The 24,935-nt window shown below is 39.9% G+C and carries 19 protein-coding genes; 10 read left to right on the top strand and 9 right to left on the bottom strand.

Translation table 11 applies throughout. The features are described 5' to 3' along the window. Positions 1-9: 9 nt before the first annotated feature. On the bottom strand, positions 10-2,169 hold the full coding sequence (gene pta, locus AN391_RS08505; protein ID WP_055015011.1) for a phosphate acetyltransferase: 2,160 nt from the start codon (positions 2,167-2,169) through the stop codon (positions 10-12). Positions 2,170-2,171: 2 nt separating this feature from the next. Next, a complete protein-coding gene (locus tag AN391_RS08500; protein WP_055015071.1) occupies positions 2,172-3,386 on the bottom strand; it encodes an acetate kinase in 1,215 nt (404 codons plus the stop codon). A 299-nt stretch (positions 3,387-3,685) separates the two neighbouring features. On the opposite strand from AN391_RS08500, the gene yfbV reads away from it, so the two are divergent. Beyond that, positions 3,686-4,132, top strand: coding sequence for a terminus macrodomain insulation protein YfbV (gene yfbV / locus AN391_RS08495; RefSeq protein WP_055015010.1), 447 nt, complete (start codon positions 3,686-3,688; stop codon positions 4,130-4,132). Here yfbV and AN391_RS08490 read toward each other — a convergent pair. The 3 genes from AN391_RS08490 to xthA are packed head-to-tail and all read right to left on the bottom strand — an operon-like array spanning position 4,116 to position 6,375. Further along, on the bottom strand, positions 4,116-4,919 hold the full coding sequence (locus tag AN391_RS08490; protein WP_055015009.1) for a putative RNA methyltransferase: 804 nt from the start codon (positions 4,917-4,919) through the stop codon (positions 4,116-4,118). The genes yfbV and AN391_RS08490 overlap by 17 nt on opposite strands. After that, a complete protein-coding gene (locus AN391_RS08485) occupies positions 4,916-5,563 on the bottom strand; it encodes an energy-coupling factor ABC transporter permease (protein ID WP_055015008.1) in 648 nt (215 codons plus the stop codon). The genes AN391_RS08490 and AN391_RS08485 overlap by 4 nt, the downstream gene beginning before the upstream one ends. A 5-nt stretch (positions 5,564-5,568) precedes the next feature. Then, positions 5,569-6,375 carry an exodeoxyribonuclease III gene (gene xthA, locus AN391_RS08480; RefSeq protein ID WP_055015007.1) on the bottom strand — a complete coding sequence of 269 codons (807 nt, stop codon included), beginning with the start codon at positions 6,373-6,375 and terminating at the stop codon, positions 5,569-5,571. Positions 6,376-6,616: 241 nt separating this feature from the next. Here xthA and AN391_RS08475 point away from each other — a divergent pair, with 241 nt between their 5' ends. The 4 genes from AN391_RS08475 (at position 6,617) to rluB (ending at position 9,400) form a co-directional block, all read left to right on the top strand. Further along, the gene (locus AN391_RS08475) at positions 6,617-7,048 is read left to right on the top strand and encodes a hypothetical protein (RefSeq protein WP_055015006.1); all 432 of its coding nucleotides are present in this window, start codon (positions 6,617-6,619) and stop codon (positions 7,046-7,048) included. Between the two features lie 221 nt (positions 7,049-7,269). Continuing rightward, on the top strand, positions 7,270-7,791 hold the full coding sequence (locus AN391_RS08470) for an EF-hand domain-containing protein (RefSeq protein ID WP_055015005.1): 522 nt from the start codon (positions 7,270-7,272) through the stop codon (positions 7,789-7,791). 152 nt (positions 7,792-7,943) lie between these two features. After that, on the top strand, positions 7,944-8,534 hold the full coding sequence (gene scpB, locus AN391_RS08465; protein WP_055015004.1) for an SMC-Scp complex subunit ScpB: 591 nt from the start codon (positions 7,944-7,946) through the stop codon (positions 8,532-8,534). After that, positions 8,531-9,400, top strand: coding sequence for a 23S rRNA pseudouridine(2605) synthase RluB (rluB, locus tag AN391_RS08460; RefSeq protein ID WP_055015003.1), 870 nt, complete (start codon positions 8,531-8,533; stop codon positions 9,398-9,400). Before scpB ends, rluB begins: the two co-directional genes overlap by 4 nt. Before the next feature lie 73 nt (positions 9,401-9,473). Here the strand turns inward: rluB and AN391_RS08455 are convergent, their stop codons facing one another. Continuing rightward, a complete protein-coding gene (locus AN391_RS08455; RefSeq protein ID WP_055015002.1) occupies positions 9,474-10,220 on the bottom strand; it encodes a YciK family oxidoreductase in 747 nt (248 codons plus the stop codon). Between the two features lie 227 nt (positions 10,221-10,447). Between AN391_RS08455 and AN391_RS08450 the strand changes: the two genes are divergently transcribed. Both AN391_RS08450 and sohB read left to right on the top strand, forming a co-directional pair. Next, positions 10,448-12,877, top strand: a complete 2,430-nt coding sequence (locus AN391_RS08450) for a VolA/Pla-1 family phospholipase (protein WP_055015001.1) — start codon at positions 10,448-10,450, stop codon at positions 12,875-12,877. Between the two features lie 100 nt (positions 12,878-12,977). Then, a complete protein-coding gene (gene sohB / locus AN391_RS08445; RefSeq protein ID WP_055015000.1) occupies positions 12,978-13,994 on the top strand; it encodes a protease SohB in 1,017 nt (338 codons plus the stop codon). A 60-nt stretch (positions 13,995-14,054) separates the two neighbouring features. Here sohB and AN391_RS08440 read toward each other — a convergent pair whose 3' ends face one another. Continuing rightward, positions 14,055-15,386 carry a dicarboxylate/amino acid:cation symporter gene (locus tag AN391_RS08440; protein ID WP_055014999.1) on the bottom strand — a complete coding sequence of 444 codons (1,332 nt, stop codon included), beginning with the start codon at positions 15,384-15,386 and terminating at the stop codon, positions 14,055-14,057. Between the two features lie 189 nt (positions 15,387-15,575). Between AN391_RS08440 and AN391_RS08435 the strand changes: the two genes are divergently transcribed. Continuing rightward, positions 15,576-19,001 carry a hypothetical protein gene (locus tag AN391_RS08435; protein ID WP_055014998.1) on the top strand — a complete coding sequence of 1,142 codons (3,426 nt, stop codon included), beginning with the start codon at positions 15,576-15,578 and terminating at the stop codon, positions 18,999-19,001. A 259-nt stretch (positions 19,002-19,260) separates the two neighbouring features. After that, positions 19,261-21,960 carry a type I DNA topoisomerase gene (topA, locus tag AN391_RS08430; RefSeq protein WP_055014997.1) on the top strand — a complete coding sequence of 900 codons (2,700 nt, stop codon included), beginning with the start codon at positions 19,261-19,263 and terminating at the stop codon, positions 21,958-21,960. A gap of 121 nt (positions 21,961-22,081) precedes the next feature. Here the strand turns inward: topA and AN391_RS08425 are convergent, their stop codons facing one another. Then, positions 22,082-22,324: a hypothetical protein gene (locus tag AN391_RS08425; RefSeq protein WP_055014996.1), complete on the bottom strand. Its 243-nt coding sequence runs from the start codon at positions 22,322-22,324 to the stop codon at positions 22,082-22,084. A gap of 235 nt (positions 22,325-22,559) precedes the next feature. Between AN391_RS08425 and AN391_RS08420 the strand changes: the two genes are divergently transcribed. Next, positions 22,560-23,111 (top strand): TIGR00645 family protein, encoded by a 552-nt coding sequence (locus AN391_RS08420; RefSeq protein ID WP_055014995.1) that lies wholly within the window; start codon positions 22,560-22,562, stop codon positions 23,109-23,111. 121 nt (positions 23,112-23,232) lie between these two features. On the opposite strand, the gene AN391_RS08415 is transcribed toward AN391_RS08420, so the two are convergent. Then, complete coding sequence (locus AN391_RS08415; RefSeq protein ID WP_055014994.1) at positions 23,233-24,858, bottom strand: alpha-glucosidase family protein; 1,626 nt, start codon at positions 24,856-24,858, stop codon at positions 23,233-23,235. Between the last annotated feature and the right edge of the window lie 77 nt (positions 24,859-24,935).

Raw genomic sequence — 24,935 nt, 5'->3', positions numbered from 1 at the left:
TAGTGTGATTTACGCGTTGTCGAGCGCTTCAACTTGTGCTGCTTGAATAGCCGTAAGTGCGATGGTGTACACTATATCATCGACTAGGGCGCCACGACTTAAATCATTCACGGGCTTTCGCATACCTTGTAGCATTGGCCCTATGCTGATCAAATCGGCACTACGCTGTACGGCTTTATAGGTGGTGTTACCGGTATTTAAATCGGGGAATATAAATACCGTAGCTTTACCGGCTACTGGACTATTTGGTGCCTTTTTAAGCGCAACATTTTCCATAATTGCAGCATCGTATTGTAGTGGTCCATCAATAATTAAATCTGGACGTTTTTGTTGAGCAATTTGCGTGGCTTCACGCACTTTTTCTACATCGGCGCCAGAGCCTGATGTACCTGTACTGTAGCTTATCATGGCAACACGTGGCTCTATGCCAAACGCGGCTGCAGAGTCGGCTGACTGAATAGCGATATCTGCTAATTGTTCCGCATTAGGGTCGGGGTTAATTGCACAGTCGCCGTATACCAGTACTTGGTCAGGAAGCAGCATAAAAAACACAGACGATACAAGTGATGACCCTGGTGCGGTTTTAATCAGCTGTAACGGTGGACGAATTGTATTGGCTGTTGTGTTAACCGCGCCAGATACTAAGCCATCAACTTTACCTTGCTCAAGCATCATAGTGCCAAGGACAACATTATCTTGTAATTGCTCTTGTGCTACAACTTCTGTTAAGCCTTTGCCTTTACGGATCTCGACCATAGGTGCAACGTAGTCGTTGATCACCGATTTTGGCTCAATAATACTTACATGCTCATTAAGCTCAATACCTTGTTGCTCGGCAATACGCATTATTTCATCGCGGTCGCCAAGTAATACGGTTTTTGCGATACCACGTTGTCCACAAATAGCGGCGGCTTTAATAGTACGTGGCTCATTTCCTTCAGGAAGTACCACTGTTTTAGCCGCTTTACGGGCTTTATCAGTCAGTAAATAACGAAACGCAGGCGGAGAGAGTTTACGTGTTTTGCCAACATTTTTTGCAAGCGTATCAAGCCAATCAGAATCGATATATTCTGCGTTGTGATCTTTTACTTTTTCAATACGTTGGTCATCATCGCTTGGTACTTCCATATTAAAATTATGTAGCAGTAATGAGGTACGCCAAGTATCGGCCTCTGTGGCTAATATAGGCAAGCCTGTTTGCATGGCTTGTTCACACAGCGCCATGATCCGCGGCTCTGGTTCAAAACCACCGGTAAGTAAAATTGCACCAATTTTAGTGCCGTTCATAGCCGATAAACACGCAGCGACAAGTATGTCGGAGCGATCGCCCGGGGTTACTAATAAAGCACCCGGTGTAAAGTGGTTTAAAATGTTTGATACGGTACGCGCACAAAACGTAATGCGACGCAGGCGACGGTGTAGCATGTCGCCTTCGTTAATAATGGTGGCTTTTAAATAGGCACTTAAGTCTTTAACGCGCGGCGCGACTAAATCAAAATCCCATGGGATGGCGCCTAACAGCATAAACGGGTTTTTTCTGAAAATAGGTAAAGATGCTAAACGGTTTAATTCGTTATCGAGCTCTTCTGCTTTGTATGAATCGACCAAGTCAGCGCGGGCGCGGCCTTCTTCATCAAGCGGGGCGTTCACTTTATTAAAAATACAGCCTAAAACGCGAGGGTGATCAATCCCACCATAATACCCAGCAGCAATTTCTAAACGGTCTTCAATTTGCGTAATGTTATAATTACCAGGTGTTAATACAAATACAATATCGGCACCGAGTGTTTGGGCTATTTCGCGGTTTACACGCCCTGCATAAGGTTGACGGCGAGTAGGCACCATACCTTCAATAATAGCGACTTCGTCATCATTAATTTTACTTTCAAAGCGCTCAACTATTTCTTCAAGTAAATCATCGCCTTTACCATCACCAATCATTTGCTCAGCATAGCTTAATGCAAAAGGGGTGGGCGGGGTAATTGATGAGCCTTGCATTATAATTTGAGTCGACTTTTCAGGGCCTGTTTCACCTGTGCGAGGCTGGGCTATTGGCTTGAAAAAGTTCACTTTTACGGTTTTTTGCTCAAGCGCACGCACTAACCCGACAGAAACAGATGTTAACCCAACACCAGTAGAAACCGGAATTAACATAATACGACGTGCCATAATTAAAGCTCCTTCACAATGTTAGCGGCATCAAGGGCAATCACCCATTCTTCATTAGTTGGCATTACAACGGCTTTCGTTGCTGCCTTTTCAGAGCTGATAATGCCTTCATTACCAAAGCGTGCATCTAAATTGGCTTGTTTATCGCAATCTAAGCCTAAAAACGCCAATTGTGCGATCACTTTTTCACGAATAATATCTGAGTTTTCCCCTATACCGCCGGTAAAAATAAGCGCATCTAATTGCTGTAATGGCACCATGTAGGCGGCAATCTGTTTCGCAAGGCGGTAGCAAAAAATATCAAGTGCAAGGGCGGCTTGTTCATGGCCTGCTAAAGCGGCTTCTTCAATGGTTCTGCAGTCGTTAGACAGTTCACTAATACCTAACAAACCACTTTCTTTATTAAGTAAGTTGTCGATTTGTTTTGCATCGTAATTAAGCTGTGTCGTTAAAAAGTTAAACAAACCTGGGTCGATATCACCACTGCGGGTGCCCATAACTAACCCAGCAAGCGGCGTTAAGCCCATGCTCGTATCTACACTCTTACCGCCTTTAATTGCACACACAGAACAACCATTACCTAAATGCGCACTAATAAAGTTACTTTTCTCAACAGGTTTATTGATTAATTTTGAGGTTTGTCCAGCTACATAATAGTGGCTTGTACCGTGCATACCGTAACGGCGAACACCGTGTTCTGTATAAAGTTTATAAGGAAGTGCATATAAGTAGGCCACTTTATCCATTGTTTGATGAAACGCAGTGTCAAAAACAGCAACCTGTGGCAAGCCAGCAAACGACGCTTGCGCTGATGAAATTCCCAGTAAGTTTGCATGACCATGTAAAGGGGCAAGGCTTGAAGCATCTGAAATACCTGCAATGACTTTTTCATCCACTAATGCAGATTGAGTAAAGTGCTCACCACCGTGAACAACACGATGGCCTACGGCAATTAAATGCTCATCTAAATGGTGATCTTTTATTAAGCTTACCAACGTATTAATTGCTTCGCCATGCGCTTGATTAGCAGCTAAGGTAATAACGGTTTTATTACCTTGGTATTTATATTTTATAGATGGATTTTCTGAACCTAGGCGTTCAGCTAAGCCCGAAATAATTTCATTTCCGTTATCAGCATCAATAATGGCAAATTTTAAACTCGAGCTACCACAGTTTAATACTAAAACGTGTTGTGACTTTGAGGGCGTAGTTGGCATAGAGGCAGTTTCCATAAACAATAAATTTGGTAAGTGTATATTAAGCTATAAACAATACACTTAAGATGAAAATTAAAGGTAAACTTAGCCACTATAAAGGTAATAAAAAAGCGACTAAAGTCTAATTTTTAAGGTGACTATTTTAACCCAGTTAGTAAATTTAGTTTAGTGTTTAGTTGCTTATATATACAAAAACAATAACTTTTAATGCTAAAGTGTGAAGCTGTTTATTTGTGTTACACTTATAATCAGTGGCAAGCTGGCGCTACGGGTTAAAAGTTTAGATGTGAGGAGTCATGATGCAAAAAAGTGTGATGTCACAGTTACAAGCGGGTAGAGAATATGCAAAAAAATGGCCTATGCGTAAAGAGTTAGCACCGTTGTTTAACGAATTTAAAGTGATTAAAGCTACTGAGCTTGCAATTACTGTTATGCCGATATTAGCTATGCTTACACTCTTTTTTCAGCTAAATTATTTAGGTCCTGATTTTTTACCGCAAGCGATTGCCAGTGCTTTGTTTTTCTTATCACTTCCTTTACAAGGTCTTTTTTGGCTAGGAAAGCGCTCTCAAACAGAGTTAGAACCAAGTATGCAAAAATGGTACAACGAGTTGTATTCTAAAATGGTTGCAAACGGATATCAGGCTCAATTAAGCGAAAACAAGCCCCGTTATATGGAGCTTGCTCACTTGCTAAAAGACATGTTTGATAAAATGGATAAAGCGTTTACTAAAGATCAGTTTTAGTAAATTGAGTTATGTAAAATGATAAGGTGACAGTATGCTCACCTTTTTCCTCTAGTGCGCTCCAGTGCTCTGGCCTAAACTTCCACGCAAACGGTGTCATCATTATTAAATTTTTAATATCTGAAAAATTAAGCGTAACCTGCTCTGTAATGAGCTTTTGATCAGCTTTTGTAAAGCCGCTCGGCGTGTCAATTTCTGTGTGTTGTGCTACATCTGCATATATATATTCTTTAAGCTCTTTCAAATGCCATGGCCCAGGGCTTGCAACTACTAATATGCCATTAGGCGCTGCTAAACGGGCCAGCTCTTGATCAAATAAAGGCGCAAAAACACTCAGCAATACGTCAGCAGTGCCTGATTTAAAGGGGGCTTGGCTAATGGATGCAACACTAAAATGACACTGCGAGTAGCGCTTTGCTGCATATTTTACGGCTGATTTAGAAATATCGACACCGTAAACCTGCGCCTCTACTTTATCGGCAATGGCATGAGTATAAAATCCTTCGCCACACCCAAGATCTATAAGTACTTTTGGTTTGCGCTCACTAATTATATTACTTAATGCGTTCTGTAAGAATGCATAAAAGCCGCGTTCTAAAAAAGCACGTCTAGCTTGTACCATTTCGAGTGAATCACCCGGTTGTTTAGAGTTTTTGTGCTGCACGGGTAGCAAATTTACATACCCTTCTTTTGCAAAGTCGAAGGTGTGATTATTGTCACATCGAAGTGATGAATTATGTTTTAAAAGTGCGTGGTTACATAAAGGGCAATGGTATTGCAGACTCATGAGTCTAAGTAATCCTTATCATAAAAAGTTTTAACCCAGTGTGGTCGATAAGTGATCAAAAGCGTAATGGCCATACCGTTAAGCATTGCCTCAGGAAACCAAATGATAGCACTTAGGTATACGTAATTATCCGCCAATTCTTGCCAATTATATTGCCCTATAAGTAAATAAAATAAAGCCCCTAAGCTTATTTTTAGGCATGCAATAAAGCCTGCTAACATAAAAGAGCACACAAAAATATAAACAAAAAAATGACGTGGTAAATACTGATAACTTATTATAAAGCCAAGGTAGCTTAATAATGTAGGAATAAATGCGCCAAACAGTATTTGCATGGGCAAAAGATTAAGATCAACGTTTGTAAAAGCCGCTAATAAAGCACTGGCAAGCAGGCTACTTAAAATAGTAAGGCGCCACCCTAATATAAGCGTTACTGCAGTCACACCTAAAATGTGTAAATCAAGACCACTTAAAATCCCCGCTTTAATTTGCCATAACATTGCAAATACTAATGCGCACGCCAATACCCCTATCTGCCGCGCTGGGGTAATATAAAGTACTTTATAGGTAGTTTTTTCTACACTTATAAAGGTAACAATGATTACAAGGGCCCAAAGTAGCCCTTGTATTTCAAGCGATAACATATCAATTAGTTAAAGGTTGACCAAATAGGCGCATGGTCAGAAGGCTTTTCTATACCGCGTAATTCGTAATCTATACCGGTATCAATACAGCGCTCGGCAAGAGCGTGGGTAGCAAGGACAACATCAATGCGAAGACCCCGATTGTCTAAAAATCCTTTAGAGCGATAATCAAACCATGAGTATTTGTCGTTTGTTTCAGGGTTTTGCTCTCTGAAGGTATCTTTAAAACCCCAATCTAATAATTTTGCAAGCCATTCGCGCTCTTCTGGTTGAAATGAGCACTTACCTGTTTTAAGCCAGCGTTTAGCATTCACTTCACCAATACCAATATCTAAGTCAGTGGGGGAAATATTGATATCGCCCATAACAATAACGTCTTCACCTGGCGTGTGGTTTGTATCTAGATGGGTCATTAAGTCTTTGTAAAACTGACGCTTATAAGGGAATTTTGTTTCATGATTTATATTATCGCCTTGCGGGAAATAACCATTCATTACCGTTAGGTCGCGGCCATTTTCTTGTTCAACTGTTACACTTATCATACGCTTTTGTGCTTCTTCGGTGTCGGTAGCAAACCCTTTTAAGACCGATTTAGGCTCATTTTTGCATAACATTGCCACACCGTAGTGTGCCTTTTGACCATGAAAATAAACGTGGTAACCCATTTTTTGTACGTCCTCAAGAGGGAACGCCTCATCATGAACTTTTATTTCTTGCAAACCAATAATGTCTGGCTGGTGTTTATCTATAATTGCTTGTAACTGGTGTAAGCGTGCTCGCAGACCATTGATATTGAAAGAAATAACCTTCATAAAATTTACCTTTAGTTAGACTCTGTTTTTATAACTAAATTGTATCAGTAAATAAGCCTACATAACATGATCGAAATGAGAAAATGGCTGCGCAAATGTTGATCAATTGGTGTGTAAAGTTTAAACATTGTAAATGCTTTATTAATTATTTAAATAAATAAAAAATTCAATTGATCTCGCGATTATTGAATATATAATGCGCAAAAATTACTTGTTTAGTCGTTCAAATAGGATCTCTCTCATGAAAACACAATTACTTTTAGCTACTGCTTTATTAGCCTCTGCGTCTGTATCAGCAAAAAGCAACACTTACTTTAGCCAAGATAATAAACTTGAATCTAAATTATGTGTATTAAGTGCAAATGAAGGCTTTAGCGCAGCGCGTAAAGAAGCAGCACAACACGGTGTATACTTATCGCGTTTTTCTAAAAGTGTTTTATGTAATGGCCAAGATATCCGCGACATTGCAAAAAAAGTAACGTCTAACCAAGCTGCTAAATCAAAAGTAGAAGTGTTTGCAAAAGATGCACAACAAGAAACACAGCTATGTATCACTGCGTTAAAGAAAGGTCTTACGCCTGTTCGCCAAAAAATTGGTAACTTAAACTCGTTAAAGTGTAACGGTCAAAAAGTTACTGAATTTGTAAAGCGTTATCAAAACGCAGCAATCTAATTGCGCAGCAACATGTAGATTAAAATAATGCCCAGTTTTTACTGGGTATTTTTTTGCAAAAATTACAAGGTAGGCAGCAATCATTGCAAAGCTAAGTAATTGATTAATGTATATAAAATGCACTAACCTTACGTAACTTATTGATTTTTTGTGACTTGTGCACTTTGGCACTGGACTTGTATTAGTTAAAGTGACATTTACTAACTACAAGGATACGTCTTATGAAAAAGTTAACACTCGCAACAACAATTTTAGCTTCATTAAGTTTAGCCGCATGTGCCTCTAACCAAGGCCTTGAAAAAATCGACAGCGATTTTGCAAGTCTAGATAACGACAGTGATGGCTATATTTCAAAAGTAGAAGCAGATGACGATAACATTTGGGGTCACTTTTCAAATATTGATACCAATATGGATAACGAAATCAGCCGTAAAGAATTTAACACTTACATGCAGTTAAACACCGGTAAGGTAGCAACAGACAGCGAAGTAAGTGAATCGGCTTTTAAAGCTAAAATTGCTAAATTTGATAAAATCGAAAATGATTTTAGAAGTCTAGATAACGATAGAAATGGTTATATCTCAGTAGAAGAAGCTGACGATGATGATATTTCAAACCATTTTGGTTACATGGATAACAATAACGATAAACGCATCAGCAAAGGTGAGTTTAAAGGTTATATTAGCAAATACGGTAAAGCCGTGGCTGAAGATGATGCACTTAAGCATTATAAAAACAGCTAATATTAGCTAAACATACTATATACAAGAGCCAGCATAAATTGCTGGCTTTTTTTATGCATTTAATTAGGTTTAAAAGCAGATATATTTTCCCCCTTTTGCGATGTTCTGTCATAATAGATAGCTACGTATTTTAAAGGGCAAAGCAGGTCAGTATGGCAGGTCGTCGAGTTAGTGATGAACAATTAATTGAGATCATTGAAGCGGCAATATTTGTCGCAGACAAACCTGTTAGCAAACGCCTCTTAAAAGATACAGTACTTGCTGATTTAGCTATTTCTATGTCACGAATTAACACTGCAATTGAGGCTATACATACTCACTACCAAACGCGTGGTATTAAGCTCGTTGAAGTAGGCAGTGGTTATCGCTTTCAAGCCTGTAGTAGTTTAAGCCCTTGGCTTAGTAATTTATGGCAAGAACGGGCACCTAAATATTCTCGTGCACTATTAGAGACTTTGTCGTTAATTGCTTACAGGCAGCCAATAACGCGGGGTGAAATAGAGCAAGTAAGAGGTGTAACAACCGGATCAGCAATTATTAAAACCCTCCTTGAGCGAGAGTGGGTTAAAGTAGTAGGGCATAAAGAAGTTCCTGGTAAGCCAGCGCTTTATGCTACAACAAAATTATTTTTAGATTATTTTTCTTTAACCGGTTTGGATGAGCTCCCTGCATTGCCTGCGCAACAGGAAAGTAAAATAAACCAGTTATTAAGTGATCCTTCTGTGAGAGAACCATCCGAATGAGTATTCAAGGTGAAAAGTTACAAAAAGTCCTAGCCCGTGCAGGGGTAGGCTCACGACGTGAAATGGAAAAATACATTGATGCAAACCGCGTCAGTGTTAATGGTAAAGTGGCTAAATTAGGTGACCGTGTTGAGGAAACAGACTTAATACGTGTTGATGGCCACACAGTTAAAATTGAAGAGAAAGCTGACCGCATTTGTCGTGTAATTATGTACAACAAGCCAGAAGGGGAGTTAAGTACACGTAAAGACCCGGAAGGACGTCGTACTGTTTTTGACCGTTTACCACGCATAGACGGTGAGCGTTGGATTGCTGTTGGGCGACTAGATATTAACACGGCTGGTTTAATGTTATTTACCAACGATGGTGAGTTAGCGAACCGCTTAATGCACCCAAGTTATGAAGTTGAACGTGAATATTCAGCCCGTGTATTTGGTGAAGTAACCAATGAAACCATTAAAAACCTAACACGTGGCGTAGAGCTTGAAGATGGTCCGGCTAAATTTTTAACGGTTAAATCACTGGGTGGTGAAGGCATTAACCGTTGGTACAATGTAACGCTAAACGAAGGGCGTAACCGCGAGGTTCGTCGTTTATGGCAATCGCAGGATGTAGAAGTGTCTCGCCTTATTCGTATTCGTTACGGAAAGTTAGAGCTTGATAAGCGCCTACCTCAAGGTGGCTGGGCTGAACTTGATTTAGAAACCGTAAATTATTTGCGTAAAACCGTTAAATTAGGCCGTGAAACACAAACTAAACTGTCAGTAATGCCTGAAAAACGCAAAGATAAGCGTGCTAAAATTAACCAAATTCGCAAAGCTGTTAAAAAACATAACCAGCGCGTTAAGCAAACTAAACGTAAGTAATATCGCTTTTAAAATAGATTACTAACAAAAAAGCCGCAGTTTTTGCGGCTTTTTTTATAATTAAAAATGCATTTTACCTTTTTGGTTGTGCATCGAGAGATTCACCGTTTACATCACTTGAGTCATCACTCATTAAATATAGATACGTTGGCATTAAATCTTCTGGGGTTGCAAGTTTATCGCGATCTTCCCCTGGATAGGCGGCAGCACGCATAGAAGTACGTGTAGCGCCAGGGTTGATACAATTAACGCGGATATTCGTTTTGCCTACTTCACAGGCCCACGTTTGCATCATACCTTCCACTGCAAACTTAGAAATTGCATAAGGGCCCCAAAATTCACGGCCTTTACGGCCTACGCTTGATGAGGTGAAAACGATAGAAGCATTATCTGATTTACGCAGTACAGGGAATAGTGCTTTAGTGATCATAGCTTGCGCTGTCACATTCACTTTCATGATGTTTTCAAACGTAGAAGAGCAAAAGTGCTCAAGTGGTCCAAGCGATCCTAAAATACCCGCATTATTGAGTAAGCCATCTAATTTACCAAATTGGCTTTCAATTGTGGCTGCTAAATCGCGGTAGTTTTGTTTTGTCGCGCCTTTTAAGTCCATTGGCACAATAGCAGGCTGAGGGTAACCAGCATTAACAATCTCATCGTAAACGCATTCGAGTTTATTTGTTGTTTTACCAAGTAAAATAACTGTGGCGCCATACTTTGCGTAGGTAATTGCTGCTACACGGCCAATACCATCGCCGGCACCTGTAATTAAAATTACTTTATTTTGAAGTGCATTTGGAGTTGCTTGATAAGTTTGCATATAAATACCAATTTATAAAATTTTTTTGATTTTAACATAGCAAATCGTCAAGTAATCGAATTTATTGAAAATTTAGGTGGCGGAATTATAAACTTTACGTTAAGTTTAACTGGTCTAATGTCTCATTAATAAACTGATTACATTGTTTTAACTTTACTACACTGATTAAACACACTTACTTTGAACGAACACACTATAAAAATAAAGATATGTGCGGAGCTAAAAATATGAAAAAAATGCTACTCTCACTCTCGGTTACAGCTGCCTTGGCAGGTTGTGGCGGCGGAGAAACATTAGAAGATGTTAAAAACGACACTGCAACCGTAATTCCAAATGCCACGGTGACTTTTGACCCTGCTAATGGGGTTCTATCTGTTCCTAACGATTTATTAATGAGCGGCACACAAGATGGCACAATTAATATTCCTGGGGAGTTAGATGACGATAATGTTTCAGTACTTCGTACTGCTTATGCAGACCCACAGCTAGCCCTAGGCGCGCTGGATGGCTGGTCATCACAGGTACCTTACAAAATTGATTTAACTTTCCCTACTGGCGTATCGCTAGATGAAACCTCTGCAGCATCGCCTGGTACAGTAAGAATTTTTGAAGTGGTAATGGGCGCAAGCTTAACCGATCCAGACTGTGCAACGGTTGCAGCTGGTACAGCGTGTAAACTGGTTGGCGAATTAACCTATGGCGTAGACTTTATTACCCAAGCCTCTGGCGACGCTGTGGCTGTTGTACCCTTAAAGCCATTCACACCGGGTAGTTCATACATAAATGTATTAACCACAGGTTTGAAAGATTCTCAAGGGCGCTCTATTCAACCATCTTCTACTTATGCTTTAGTCAGTGAAGAAGCCCCATTAATTACAGATGCACAGCTAGGTCTTCAAACCGCAGTAAATAGCTATGAAAATGTAGTAGTGAGCTCGGGTGACATCACTAAAGATGACATTATATTTTCTGCAGCAATGACCATTCAGTCAGCAGGCCCAGTGTTAGGTACAATTAAAAACCTACTTGCGGCTAGCTTACAAAATGACGCATTACCAACTCCAATGGTAAGTGTACCTGAACAAGCTATGGTTAATGTACAGCAAGTTTTTGCCAGTGCGGGTGTGAGCGTATCTGATGCGTTTTCTGGTGTTCAATATTTAAAAGGTAGCGTAATGTTACCTATGTACTTAGGCACACCCACCGGCACTGAAATAAGCGATTTAAACGATACATATTGGCAAGGTATGTGTGACAACGCGGTGGCTATTTTAGGTTACAAAGCGGCAGCGGGCGAAGCATTCCCTGCAGATCCAATTAGCGAAAACGACGCACTTTGTGCGGCTTTGAGTAACGGGCAATTACGTGATTTAGGTTTAGACTCTACGCGCCATTTAACTAAGTATAACTCAATACCAAAAGTACAAAGTATGGCGAATGTACCAGTGCAAATAACTAAACCAATTTTGCCAGTTATTAATTTTATTCGTGATTCACAGGGCCTTGACCCTATTGAAATGCCTGAAACGGGTTGGCCTGTTGTGATCATGCAACACGGTATAACAACAGATAAAGAAAGCATGTTGGCATTGACAGCGCAACTTTCAATTCAAGGTTTTGCTACCGCTGCGATTGACCATCCTCGCCATGGTGAGCGCGGTGTAGACGTGGATGCTGATGGCACAGATGACTTTAATGCTACAACGGGTTCAGTACTTAGTTACATGAACTTAAATTCATTGTTAGTTGCTCGTGATAGCTTACGTCAATCATCTGCCGATTTATTAGGCTTACGCTTAGGTTTAAACTTTATTAATGATGAAACAATTAATGCGCAAGATGTAACCTATGTAGGACATTCTTTAGGCTCTATTGTTGCACCTGCATTTATAGCGCAAGCTAATAGCCCGCTTGCAGATACAGTTGACCCGTTATTTAAGGTAAACACTGTAGCACTTGCAAGTGGCGGCGGCGGTATAGCAAGCTTTTTACTTGAGTCGGCTGCGTTTGGGCCATTTATTCAAGGCTCTGTGTTATCGCAAGCAGGTACAGCAGAATCTCAAGAGTTTAATGAATTTTTACAAGCGGATGCTATTTCAAACTGTGGTACATTATTACCCGATATGGAAGCATTTTTAACGTGTGGCTACCAAGCGTATGTAACCTCACTTACTACGGCTGGGGAAACTACAAAACTTGCTAACATTCAAGCGGTAATGACTGAATTTGCTTTTGCTGCGCAAACCGCACTTGATAGTGGTGACCCAACAAATTACGCAGCAGCGGTAAATGCATTAGGTACACCTGTGTACACTAATGTTGTTGTAGGCGATGGCGCAGATAACAAACCTGATCAGGTTATTCCGCCAGCGGCAACAAATAACCCAATTTCAGGAACGATTCCATTAGCAAACTTTATGGGGCTAGAAACAGTAAGTACTTCACAAGCACTCAGTGAAACGCCGGGTAGCTACTTAGTGAAATTTACAAAAGGTCACCATGGTTCAATTTTAACACCAGCGCAAGATGAAGCCCAAGCGGCAACTGTTGAAGGCAGTGCAGCCGCAAATGCTGAAATGCAGCTGCAAGTAGCGACTTATTTAGCCGCACGCGGGCGTATGTTATTAGTCAGTAATCCTGAGGTGGTGACCGATTAATCAGCAAATACCTTATTAACCTTGAAAAGCCACTGTTTAGTGGCTTTTTTTTGTTATAAAGCATGATAAATTAGCTTAAATTTATAAATGGAGAGACCAGTTGGAATTTTTATACGAATACGGTTTGTTTTTTGCAAAAACGGTTACCTTTGTTATTGCCATTGCAATTATTTTAACGCTTATTGTTGGCTCAGCAGTGAAACCTAAAGCTAAAAAAGGGGCAATAGAAATAGACGATTTATCTGAGCAGTTAGATGACTTAAAACACAGTTTTTTAGAAAGTACGTTAACTAAAAAAGAGCTAAAAGCGCATCATAAAGCGCAAAAAGCCGAATCTAAAAAAGCGGCAAGTGATGAGCCGAAGCCACGCCTATATGTTATTGATTTTATAGGTAGTATGGACGCTCATGAAGTTGAAAGCCTACGCGAAGAGGTGACCGCAATTATTGCTATTGCTGACCCAAAAAAAGATAAAGTATTAGTTCGCTTAGAGAGCGGGGGCGGTGTGGTGCACGGCTATGGTTTAGCTGCATCGCAATTACAGCGCTTTAAAACAGCAGGTATTAACCTTACGGTCTCTATCGATAAAGTTGCAGCGAGTGGCGGTTACATGATGGCCTGTGTAGCCGATGAAATATTAGCCGCTCCTTTTGCGATTGTTGGCTCTATTGGTGTAATTGCACAGATACCTAACTTTAATAAAATTTTAAAGAAAAACGATGTAGAGTTTGAGCAAATTACAGCAGGCGAATTTAAACGCACGTTAACTTTGTTCGGCGAAAACACAGATAAAGCCCGCGAAAAGTTTCGTGATGAGATAGAGCAAACACACGGTCTATTTAAAGAGTTTGTAAGCAGCCAACGCCCATCACTTAATATTGATAACGTGGCAACAGGTGAGCATTGGTTTGCAACTCAAGCAATTGAAAAAGGCTTAGTGGATGTAATTAAAACCAGTGATGATGCATTATTAGAGCAACAATCTGAGCGTCAAATATACAAAGTAAAATACAAAATTAAGAAAGGATTAAGTGATAAATTAGCGATAGGGCTGAGTAGTTCTATAAATAGAGCAGGGGTTAATTTAATGTCTCGCTTTAAAGCAATGAACCCATAAACCGTTATTAAAGATAATAAAAAACCCTTGCTATGCAAGGGTTTTTTTTAAGCTAAAATACTACTCCGTAGATTTGTGATAATCTTCTAGGTCTTTAGCTGCGTTCGGGTCGTTAAATATTGTTTCATCTAGTTGAGCTTCTGATTTTGCAACCACACATGTTACCATACAGTCACCTGTTATATTAACGGCTGTACGCGTCATATCGAGGAGTCTGTCAACACCAATAATAATTGCAATCCCCTCTACAGGTAAACCCACTTGATTAAGTACCATTGCAAGCATAATTAAACCCACACCAGGTACACCTGCGGTGCCCACCGAGGCAAGCGTTGCGGTTAGAATAACCATTAAATAGTCAGAAATCGTTAAATCAACAGCAAACACTTGTGCAATAAATACCGTTGCTACACCTTGCATAATGGCTGTGCCATCCATATTAATTGTAGCGCCGAGCGGGATTGTAAAAGATGCTACTGAGTTATTAGCACCGAGTTTTTTGGTTGCAGTTTCAAGTGTTATAGGCATCGTCGCGCTTGAACTTGAAGTACTAAAGCCAAATAAACACGCATGCTTCATTTTAGCTAAGAAAGTAAGTGGGTTGAGGCCCGTTAGTACTTTTAGAATAACGCTGTAATTAATGAATGCGTGAATTAATAACGCAGCCACTACCACAAGGAAGTATTTAGCTAAGCTGAGTATTAATCCCATTTCGATAGTCGTGAAAAGTTTAGCCATTAAAAAGAATACGCCGTAAGGCGCAATGTTCATCAGTAACGTGACAAGTTTTAAAATAACCGTGTTTAAATCTTCAAATACTGTGGCTACACGTTTACCAGCTTTACCGCTTAGGGCCATTGAAACACCAAATAAAAGTGCAAACACAATAACTTGTAGCATGTTGCCTTTTGCCATAGCTTCAAATGGATTAGTCGGGAACATATCGATAATAACGCGCGCCAGTGTAGGGGCTTCTTTGGCATTAAAGCTTGCATCTGATGGCAGTGCAATGCCTTGGCCAGGGTTAAATAACAACGCCAGCGAAATAGCGACAGTGATAGCCACCGCGGTTGTTACTAAATATAAGCCAATAGATTTACCACCTAAACGCCCTAATTTTTTAGGATCGCTCAAGCTACACGTACCGCACACGAGTGATACGAATACGAGCGGCACAACCAGCATTTTTAAACTGGCAATAAAAATTTGTCCGCCAACATGGAAAAGACCATCTACAAAAAAAGCTTTAATTGGCAAAGAGAATAACCCAAGAGGAATTAGATAATCGTCTTCACCAGCTAATATAGCCTGAAATAAAAAGCCTACTGCAATACCCAGTGCCATACCTATCATGATACGGGTAGTTAAACTCATTGAACGTATTTTAGACATATTCCCTAATCTATTTTTTCAAATTTGCCATAGACTACCAGCAAGGAAATATTTACTACAGAAAAAAATAACCTTTGCAGAATTTTTTACACAAAAAAGTGATAAAAAACTGTGATATTAGACTAAGTTATAGGTTAATATTAGGTAAACAATTATATGAATAATAAATAGCTAACTAGGGAGAGGGCGATGCCTTTATTACGATGGCTAAGTATCTTGTTTATAAGCTCATTGATAGCCGCTTGTGGTGGCGGTGGGTCGTTAGATAAAGATACATCCACTGGTGGAAGTGATGAAACAGAAGAGCTAAATTATGTAGTGTCTGTTCAAGGCTATAGTCAATCAACTACAGAGGAAGCGAATTCTGTTACAGCTGATGAACCGTTATCCATTTCGGCAATGCTCACTAATAGTGGTGCAGTTGTTGTTGGTGAAGTAGTCAATTTTAGTCTTAATGGTGACATCGGGTCGCTAGATCCAGTATCAGGCACGGTTTTGACCAACGCTGATGGTGTAGCATCAATTACTCTGACGGCTGGCGATACTGCAGGGGCTGGTATTATTACCGCCACCTATATTAATGGTGAAGATACTTACAGTGACTCCTTTGGTTTCACATCTGACGGCTCAGAGAGCGATGATTCCAGTGTGAATGGTACTATTGAGCTTGATGTTTCAATTTTAGATAGTACTGGTTCACCATTTACAGCTGACAACCCCGTTAGCAAAGATAATAAGGGTACGGTTACTGCTACCTTGTTAGAAGAAGATGAACCTTTACAAGGTCAGCTAATTTCTTTTACAACTAATTACACTGGTAAAATCACACCTGTGTTAGGCACTGCATTAACAGACGCGAGTGGTAAAGCTTCCGTAACGCTTAGTAGCGGTGATTCAAAAGGTGCAGGCCAAGTTATTGCCACGTATACTGATGAAAGCGGTAATAGCATCACTAAAGTTGCAGGCTTTATTTCAAATGGTGATGATGCTCCTGTGGAAAGTGCTGAAGCAGAACTTGATATCAAGTTATTACGAGGATGTGCAAGTGATTGGGATGCTAATCGCGACACAACCCCCCTAGAAAGTACATATCTAGGATCTGGTTGTAATGTTGCTAATCAATTCTCTTCTGATGAACTTATTGACGTTATGATTAAAGTCACAGATACAAGTTCAGGTGATGGCATTGATGGCATTATAGCTGAGTTATCTACAGACCTTGGTGCCTTGTTACCTGAATCAGGTAAAGCACTAACAGATAACTTTGGTTTTGCAATTTTAAAATTACAACCTGGGGCAAACAGTGGCGCTGGAGAAGTATCCGTTACTGCAAAGTCTGTTACTGCTTCAAAAGCATTTGAAATCGCTACAGCAGAATTAAGTGTTGAAATTTCAAATGGTTTATATAATAAATTAGATGATGCGGGCAATGTGATTGATAACGAATTTGTGCCGCTGGCAGCTGGAGCTACAACGGTTATTTCAGTAAGCATTTATGATTCAAACGGAGATTTTTTTGTAACTCCACTAGATGTTGAATTTACATCTGCGTGCGTTGAATCTGATCTTGCTGTAATGGATGATACTGCAACGAGTATTAGTGGTATTGCAACAGCGACATATCGAAGTAATGGCTGTAACACAACCCAAGGCGATACGATTACAGCGACAGTGCTTACTGGTGGTACACCAAAAGTCGTTACAGTTAATGTGCCTGTATCTGCTGCCGCAGTAAGCTCGATTGAATTTGTTGAAGCTTCAGAAAATGTAATTGCACTGAAAGGGACTGGTGGTGTTTCTCGTAAAGAAATCAGCCAACTTACATTCAAATTAACAGATGAAATAGGTAATACTGCAAAGCAAAAACGTTTAGATTTTCGTTTAAGCTCGACTAATGGTGGCATATCACTTTCTGAAGTTACAGATGCGAGTGGTTATTCGCATGCTAGTGTTTCAACAGATTCTGAAGGTTTAGCACGTATTCAAGTGAACTCTGGTTTTGTTCCTCAGGCTGTGCGTGTGCAAGCTTGCTACATCCCTGATGAGCTTATTCCAGCTGACCAAAATGACAACGTTACGTGCTGGAAAGAGCTCTATGATGAGTGTCTTCTTGATGATGCAGAGCGTGATGCCAATGTTTCATGCCCAACCGGAGAACTCTCACTAGTTTCATTAGATGAGCAAGTAATAACAGTATCCGATTTAGTTTCGATTAGCTCAGGTTTACCTGATAGCAATAGTTTCACTGCTGCACCAACTAACTTCAATATTGAAGCGTTAAATTATACGGGTGATATTGAAGAAGTTAATGTTTATTTAGCTGATCATTTTAACAATCCTGTTCCTGATGGTACTTCGGTATACTTAACAACTGAAGGGGGGGCTATTGGTACTATTGATGGCACAGAGTTTAATGCACAACTTGAGTGTAATACTGTCGACGGTCAGTGCGTCGCTCAATGGCGTTCACAAAACCCAAAACCATTCACAGATGCCAAGTGGGGCAATACAATTAGCAGTATTAACCCTAAAACTAATGAACTTAACTGTGATCTTTACTTTGGATCTGCAGCACCTTGTATGGCAGGTATTTTAAATGCTGCTTTCAATGAGGGTGGCGTCCCACTAGGCGGTCGTGCAACTGTGCTTGTTACCGCTAAAGGTCAAGAATCGTTCATTGACATTAACGGAAATGGGCGTTTTGATACCAACGAATATTATAGTGGTTATGATCTAACTGAGGCATTTATCGATCACAATGAGAATGGTGTTTATGATGGTTTAGCTGGTATTTATGACCCTGTTACAGCGACAGTGATAAAAGCCGCTGATAACTGTCAAGAAGGCGATAGTGATGATCCATGTAGCCCAGAGAATACAAATGGAGGGCACTTTGAAGAAAACTTGGATATTGATCTCAATGGCATGCACACGCTAGCTGATGGACAATACAATGGTTTAGTATGTAAAGCAGAAGCAACAACACCAACAGAAGATGACACATTTGAAACCCTTTGTACTAAAGAACTAGTTGACATTCGTGATTCGTTTGAAATCATTATGTCTGGCAGTACTGCTTATAGCCGATTTGTAGTAACGAAAAGTGAGTTACGTAATCGCTTTGCTGAAGCATTAGCGGAAACAGTTATAGATGATCCTACAGTATTTACTGATAATGCTATGCAACTCGCACAGGATATAGAAGAGTGTAATAATATCTACCGTCAGGCTGACACACGATCTGGCGCTATTATCTTGAGCTTAGAAGTAACTGATAACACAGATTACTGTGATGTAGGTTCTATCAACATCACTACAGCAGATTCAGGGAATCAGCTATCAGCATTAACCTTCGCTGTTTATTACTCTGATATATATAATAACCCAATGCCCGCAGGTACCAGCGTAGCTATATCTGCTGATAATGGTGAATACAGTGGTACAGATGGTTTTGATATTCGCAATTCAAATGCAACGTTTGCATTTGGTGAAGCTCTATCAATTAGCCGCGAAGCAGACGGAAATGATAAAACTGAGGGCTTTTTAACCGTTGAATTTACGACTGGTAAAGGCAACATTTCAACAGCTCAAATTGCTATAAGTGATGATGGCTGATTGCTAATGAGTAGTTTAAAATAAAAAATGCCAACCTTAAGGTTGGCTTTTTTATTTGTGTTCTATATATTCCACAGCAATTATTTGAAAAACACTGGTTTGTATAATTTAACTACAAAAATTGTTTGTTTATTCAGTAAATACTGAAAAGTTTGTATTAAAAGCTTGTAACAATAGGTGTTTGTAGATATACCTATAAATATTCGCGCCGTTTATGTCGGCAAAACACATTTAAATATTTGGTTAGAAATAGGCAACTATGGGCAAATCGCTAGTAATTGTAGAGTCACCTGCTAAGGCTAAAACAATTAATAAATACTTAGGTAAAGACTTCATCGTAAAGTCCAGTATTGGACATGTGCGTGATTTACCTACATCAGGTTCGAGTAAAGCTAAAGTACCGGCGACTAAAACGCCAGCTGAAGTTCGTAAAATGGAGCCTGAAGAAAAAGCAGCGTATAAACAGCAACGAGATTACAGAAACTTAGTTGCACGTATGGGGATTGATCCTGAAAAAGGATGGGAGCCGCATTACGAAATTTTGCCAGGTAAAGAAAAAGTAGTTCAAGAGTTAAAAAAGCTGGCCGAAAATGCAGACCAAGTCTATCTCGCAACGGATTTGGATAGAGAAGGGGAAGCAATTGCTTGGCACCTTCAAGAAATTATTGGTGGTGAGCCTGAAAAATACAAACGTGTTGTATTTAACGAAATTACAAAAAATGCGATTCAGCAAGCGTTTGAAACTCCTGGTGAGCTAAATACCGATATGGTATATGCCCAACAAACACGTCGTTTTTTAGACCGTGTAGTGGGCTTTATGGTATCGCCGTTATTATGGGCAAAAGTAGCACGTGGTCTTTCAGCAGGGCGTGTACAGTCGGTTGCGGTTCGTTTATTAGTAGAGCGCGAACGTGAAATTAAAGCGTTTATTCCAGAAGAGTTTTGGGATATACACGCCGATGTTAAAAATAGCGAGTCACAATTACGCTTAGAAGTCACTAAACAAGCAGGCAAGCCATTTAAGCCAGTTAATGAGGCTCAGGCTACTGCTGCAGTCAAAACGCTTGAGAGCGCCGAATATAAAGTAATAAATGTTGAAGAAAAACCAAGTAAAAGCCGCCCAAGCGCACCTTTTATCACTTCAACCATGCAACAAGCTGCTAGCACCCGTTTAGGGTATGGCGTTAAAAAGACCATGATGCTTGCACAGCGTTTATACGAAGGTGGTTACATCACGTATATGCGTACTGACTCAACTAATCTGTCTAAAGATGCGGTTGAAATGTGTCGTGATTATGTAACCCAAGAGTTTGGTGCCAAGTATTTACCAAAAGATCCAATCAGCTATAGCTCTAAAGGTAACGCGCAAGAAGCGCACGAAGCGATTCGTCCTTCAAGTGTGACTGTGCTTTCGGGCCATGTTGAAGGTGTCGATGCCGACGCTAAAAAGCTTTACGAGCTAATATGGCGTCAATTTGTAGCGTGCCAAATGGTACCTGCAGAATATGACCTTACAACGCTTACTGTGGCCGCTAGCGACTTCCAACTTAAAGCAAAAGGTCGAGTATTACGCTTTGATGGTTGGACTAAAGTACAGCCAGCAGTGCGTAAAAAGAATGAAGAAGATCAGTCTCTTCCTGCTGTTAAAGAAGGCGAAGTACTGAGCTTAATTGAGCTTGATCCTAAACAGCATTTTACTAAACCACCAGCGCGCTTTAGTGAAGCAAGTTTAGTAAAAGAGCTAGAAAAACGTGGTATTGGACGTCCATCTACGTACGCTTCAATTATTTCGACTATTCAAGACCGTGGTTATGTAAGAGTAGAAAACCGTCGCTTTTTTGCCGAAAAAATGGGTGAAATAGTTACCGACCGTTTAGTCGAAAACTTTACTGATTTAATGAACTTTGACTTTACTGCAAAAATGGAAGGGCGTTTAGATGACATCGCCGAAGGCGAGCGTGTATGGACCCAGGTGCTTGATAAGTTTTATGCTGATTTTTCTACGCAATTAAATATAGCCAAAGATGAGCCAGAGCAGGGCGGTATGCGCTTGAATCAAATGGTCGAAACCGACATTGATTGTCCTACATGTGCTAGAAAAATGGGTATTCGCACGGCATCTACAGGTGTATTTTTAGGGTGTACAGGTTATAACTTACCGCCTAAAGAGCGCTGTACAACCACAATGAACTTAGTTTCAGGGGATGAAGCGGTTGCTGCTGATGTTGAGGACATTGAAACAGAAACATTAATGCAAATGAAACGCTGCCCAATCTGTGAAACGGCTATGGACTCTTATCTAATAGACGAAACTCGTAAATTACATGTTTGTGGTAATAACCCTGCTTGTGAAGGGTATATAGTTGAGCAAGGTACCTTTAAAATTAAAGGGTACGATGGGCCTATTATCGAATGTGATAAATGTGGCTCAGACATGGAGCTTAAATCGGGCCGTTTTGGTAAGTATTTTGGTTGTAACAACGAAGAGTGTAAAAATACGCGTAAGTTGCTTAAAAACGGCGAAGCTGCGCCACCAAAAGAGGACCCTGTTCACATACCTGAACTTGAATGTGAAAAGTCAGAAGCTTATTTTGTTTTACGTGACGGGGCTGCGGGTATTTTCTTAGCGGCTAATACTTTTCCTAAATCACGCGAGACGCGCGCGCCTAAAGTGGCCGAGCTAAAGCGTTTTAGAGACCGTATTTCACCTAAGTTTTATTATTTAGCTGATGCACCAGAAAAAGATCCTGATGGTAATTTAGCGGTAGTACGTTATAGCCGTAAAAATAAAGCGCAATACGTGATGACTGAAGTCGACGGAAAAGCCACAGGCTGGACCGCACACTACGAAGCGGGTAAATGGGTAGAAGAAGCGAAGAAAAAAGCAGCACCTAAAAAGAAGGCTGCTACTAAAAAAGCGCCTGCAAAAAAGACAAAAGCTAAAAAAGAAGAAGAGTAACTCACCCGTTACTTGTTTTTTAGCCAGTAAAAAACCGGAACGCACAGCCTGTGTCGTTCCGGTTTTTTTATAAGTTCATATGCTTCGCAATGGCTTTGTTAGCCACATATATGCGCATAATTTAAATTTTTACAGATGATACTTTTTTATAACCTTCAGACTCCAGTTCATCATTTACACATTGAAGTACGTAACCTAAAAGGTCTTCATTCGCTACATCGTCATCTTTAGCCCAGTTTACACACATATCTGTGTATTCTTTAATTGTTTGTGCAGAAGCAGCAGGTGCATCGTCTGCGATGGCAACTGTTGCAGAAACAGAAAAAAGTGGCGCAACTATTAACGCTAGCAATGCTTTATTCATTTGTTGATTCCTAAATAAATAGTTTGACGATTTAAATACATTTTAAAGTGGTATTTAAACAGTGCCCAATGCAGAACAATTCTGTTGGTATAGTGATTTTTAAACGAAATTAAAATAAAAGATAACGAAAAATTTTTATCGTCAAGATGAGTAGATTACGCTTAAATAATTGTATAAGTAATTGTGCTTAAATAAATTATAAGCTAAGGTCGCTTTTTTATAAAAAGATACGTTAATGTCAGAACATCAAGTAAAAACAACTAATACGCCTCGCAAAATACACAAAGTAGAGCAGGGCTTAGAGTCGCTTATATTTAAAGGTCGCTGGTTATTAGCACCGTTTTTTGTAGGCTTACTATTTGCTGTTATATTGCTATTAATAAAGTTTTTTAAGCAACTTTATTTAATGGGTATTGCCACTTTTAGTGCAACAAACCAAGAGTTATTAGTGGGTATACTTACCCTCGTTGATACCGCTTTACTGGCTGGTTTATTACTTATTATAATTTTTAGTGGTTATGAGAACTTTGTTTCAAAGCTTAATATTGATGACCATGAAGATAGGCCATCGTGGATGGGGAAAGTTGGTTTTTCTGGCTTAAAAATGAAGTTAATTAGTGCAATTGTTGCCATATCTGCGGTTGAGCTTTTAAAGGTATTTATTAATTCAAATATTCACTCAAGTGATGAGTTATTTTGGAAGGTGATTATCCATGTTACCTTTGTGAGCTCTGGTGTATTATTTGCACTCACTGATTATTTAAATAGCAAAACACAATCACATTAAAAAAGTTAGTTTAATAATGCGCTAGCAGCTATTTAGTTTCATACCTACTAAAGCGTCCACAAGTGTTAGGCGCACAAAAAAGCCCGATAAATCGGGCTTTCAACTATCTGTTAGAGCTTTATTAATTTACAAAAGCGAAATAGCACGCAAAGCCGCTCATGTTTAACGTATTACCATCTAGTGTGGCATTACAATGAGACAATGAGTCATGCGCTTCAGTCACTGTTTTAGTCAGCTCAAATGTTTGATTGGTTTGTGCTAAATTAAACACACACAGCATAGTTTGCTCATTTAATGTTCTGTAAAAAGCGAGTACAGGCTCAGCAGTATCAATAAACTCAATGTCGCCCTCCAATAACACAGCATGCTGTTTACGCCATGTCATAAACTCACGGTAGGCATTAAGTATAGAGTCTGAATCTTTATCTTGAACAGATACAGCACGTTGAGTGTGCGCGTTATCTACCGGTAACCAAGGTTTGGTATTACTAAAACCTGCATGTTCTGAGTCATTGTCATCCCATGGCATGGGCGTTCTGCAGCCATCACGGCCTTTAAAGTTTGGCCAAAACGTAATGCCATAAGGGTCTTGTAGGTCTTCAAATGCAACAGAAGCTTCACCTAAGCCAAGCTCTTCACCTTGGTACATGCATACGCTACCACGCAACGACGCTAACAAAGCAGTCAACATTTTGCATTGTGCTGGGTTAATTTCACCATTTTGGCTCCAGCGGCTCGCTACGCGCTCTACATCGTGATTGCTAAACGCCCAACACGGCCAACCCTCAAGCATACGTTGCTCAAGTGTTTGTACGGTTTCTCTAATGTATTCGCTTGAGTAGTCATTAGTTAATAGCTCAAAACTGTAGCCCATGTGCAGCTTATCACCGCCTTGAGTATACTCTGCCATTGTTGCTAATGAATCTTCTGATGAGATTTCACCCAGTGACACAGTGCCTGGGTACTTATTAAGTAATGCACGTATGTCTTGCATAAACTCAATGTTTTCAGGCTGGGTGTTATTATAATAGTGGTACTGAAACGCATACGGGTTATCTTCACTAAAGCCACGGCCTTGGCGTTTATCTTTAGGCTTTGCTGGATTGTCACGTAATTGTGCATCGTGGTAGCAAAAGTTAATAGCGTCTAACCTAAAACCGTCCACACCTTTTTTAAGCCAAAACTCTACGTTTTCTAACACAGCTTTTCTTACATTAGGGTTATGAAAGTTTAAATCTGGCTGTTCGGTTAAAAAGTTATGTAAATAGTATTGACCACGACGAGGCTCCCATTGCCATGCACCGCCACCAAAAATAGAAAGCCAGTTATTAGGTGCTGTACCATCGTCTTTAGCATCCGCCCATACATACCAGTCTGCTTTATCATTGTTTTGGTTTTCGCGGCTGTCTAAAAACCACTGATGTTGGTCTGAAGTATGGCTTAACACTTGGTCAATAATAATTTTGATGTCGCGTTTGTGTGCTTGATCTATTAATTCGTCAAAGTCGTTTAAGTCACCAAAAATCGGGTCTATGTCGCGATAATCGCTAATATCATAGCCAAAATCTTTCATTGGGGATTTAAAAAAAGGAGAAATCCAAATAGCGTCAACGCCTAAGCTTTTAATGTAATCAATGCGATTAATTATCCCTTTAAGATCACCAATACCATCGTTATTGCTGTCTTGAAAGCTTCGCGGGTAAACCTGATAAATAACCGCACCTTTATACCACTGCTGTTGGGCCATGCTTTTCTCCGTCGTTCCACACAGTATTTATATTGTTATTAGTTCGATTGAAACAATCGCTAAACTTTCAAAAAGCA

Source organism: Pseudoalteromonas sp. P1-13-1a (assembly GCF_001401875.1).
Classification (GTDB): Bacteria; Pseudomonadota; Gammaproteobacteria; order Enterobacterales; family Alteromonadaceae; genus Pseudoalteromonas.
Note: the sequence above shows the minus strand (reverse complement) of the source record. Positions and strands in the feature narration are given on the sequence as shown.

Excerpts from the sequence above, each read along its gene's own strand:
- pta (WP_055015011.1), bottom strand. The coding sequence starts at position 2,169 with ATGGCACGTCGTATTATGTTAATTCCGGTTTCTACTGGTGTTGGGTTA.
- AN391_RS08500 (WP_055015071.1), bottom strand. The coding sequence starts at position 3,386 with ATGCCAACTACGCCCTCAAAGTCACAACACGTTTTAGTATTAAACTGT.
- yfbV (WP_055015010.1), top strand. The coding sequence starts at position 3,686 with ATGCAAAAAAGTGTGATGTCACAGTTACAAGCGGGTAGAGAATATGCA.
- AN391_RS08490 (WP_055015009.1), bottom strand. The coding sequence starts at position 4,919 with ATGAGTCTGCAATACCATTGCCCTTTATGTAACCACGCACTTTTAAAA.
- AN391_RS08485 (WP_055015008.1), bottom strand. The coding sequence starts at position 5,563 with ATGTTATCGCTTGAAATACAAGGGCTACTTTGGGCCCTTGTAATCATT.
- xthA (WP_055015007.1), bottom strand. The coding sequence starts at position 6,375 with ATGAAGGTTATTTCTTTCAATATCAATGGTCTGCGAGCACGCTTACAC.
- AN391_RS08475 (WP_055015006.1), top strand. The coding sequence starts at position 6,617 with ATGAAAACACAATTACTTTTAGCTACTGCTTTATTAGCCTCTGCGTCT.
- AN391_RS08470 (WP_055015005.1), top strand. The coding sequence starts at position 7,270 with ATGAAAAAGTTAACACTCGCAACAACAATTTTAGCTTCATTAAGTTTA.
- scpB (WP_055015004.1), top strand. The coding sequence starts at position 7,944 with ATGGCAGGTCGTCGAGTTAGTGATGAACAATTAATTGAGATCATTGAA.
- rluB (WP_055015003.1), top strand. The coding sequence starts at position 8,531 with ATGAGTATTCAAGGTGAAAAGTTACAAAAAGTCCTAGCCCGTGCAGGG.
- AN391_RS08455 (WP_055015002.1), bottom strand. The coding sequence starts at position 10,220 with ATGCAAACTTATCAAGCAACTCCAAATGCACTTCAAAATAAAGTAATT.
- AN391_RS08450 (WP_055015001.1), top strand. The coding sequence starts at position 10,448 with ATGAAAAAAATGCTACTCTCACTCTCGGTTACAGCTGCCTTGGCAGGT.
- AN391_RS08440 (WP_055014999.1), bottom strand. The coding sequence starts at position 15,386 with ATGTCTAAAATACGTTCAATGAGTTTAACTACCCGTATCATGATAGGT.
- AN391_RS08435 (WP_055014998.1), top strand. The coding sequence starts at position 15,576 with ATGCCTTTATTACGATGGCTAAGTATCTTGTTTATAAGCTCATTGATA.
- topA (WP_055014997.1), top strand. The coding sequence starts at position 19,261 with ATGGGCAAATCGCTAGTAATTGTAGAGTCACCTGCTAAGGCTAAAACA.
- AN391_RS08425 (WP_055014996.1), bottom strand. The coding sequence starts at position 22,324 with ATGAATAAAGCATTGCTAGCGTTAATAGTTGCGCCACTTTTTTCTGTT.
- AN391_RS08420 (WP_055014995.1), top strand. The coding sequence starts at position 22,560 with ATGTCAGAACATCAAGTAAAAACAACTAATACGCCTCGCAAAATACAC.
- AN391_RS08415 (WP_055014994.1), bottom strand. The coding sequence starts at position 24,858 with ATGGCCCAACAGCAGTGGTATAAAGGTGCGGTTATTTATCAGGTTTAC.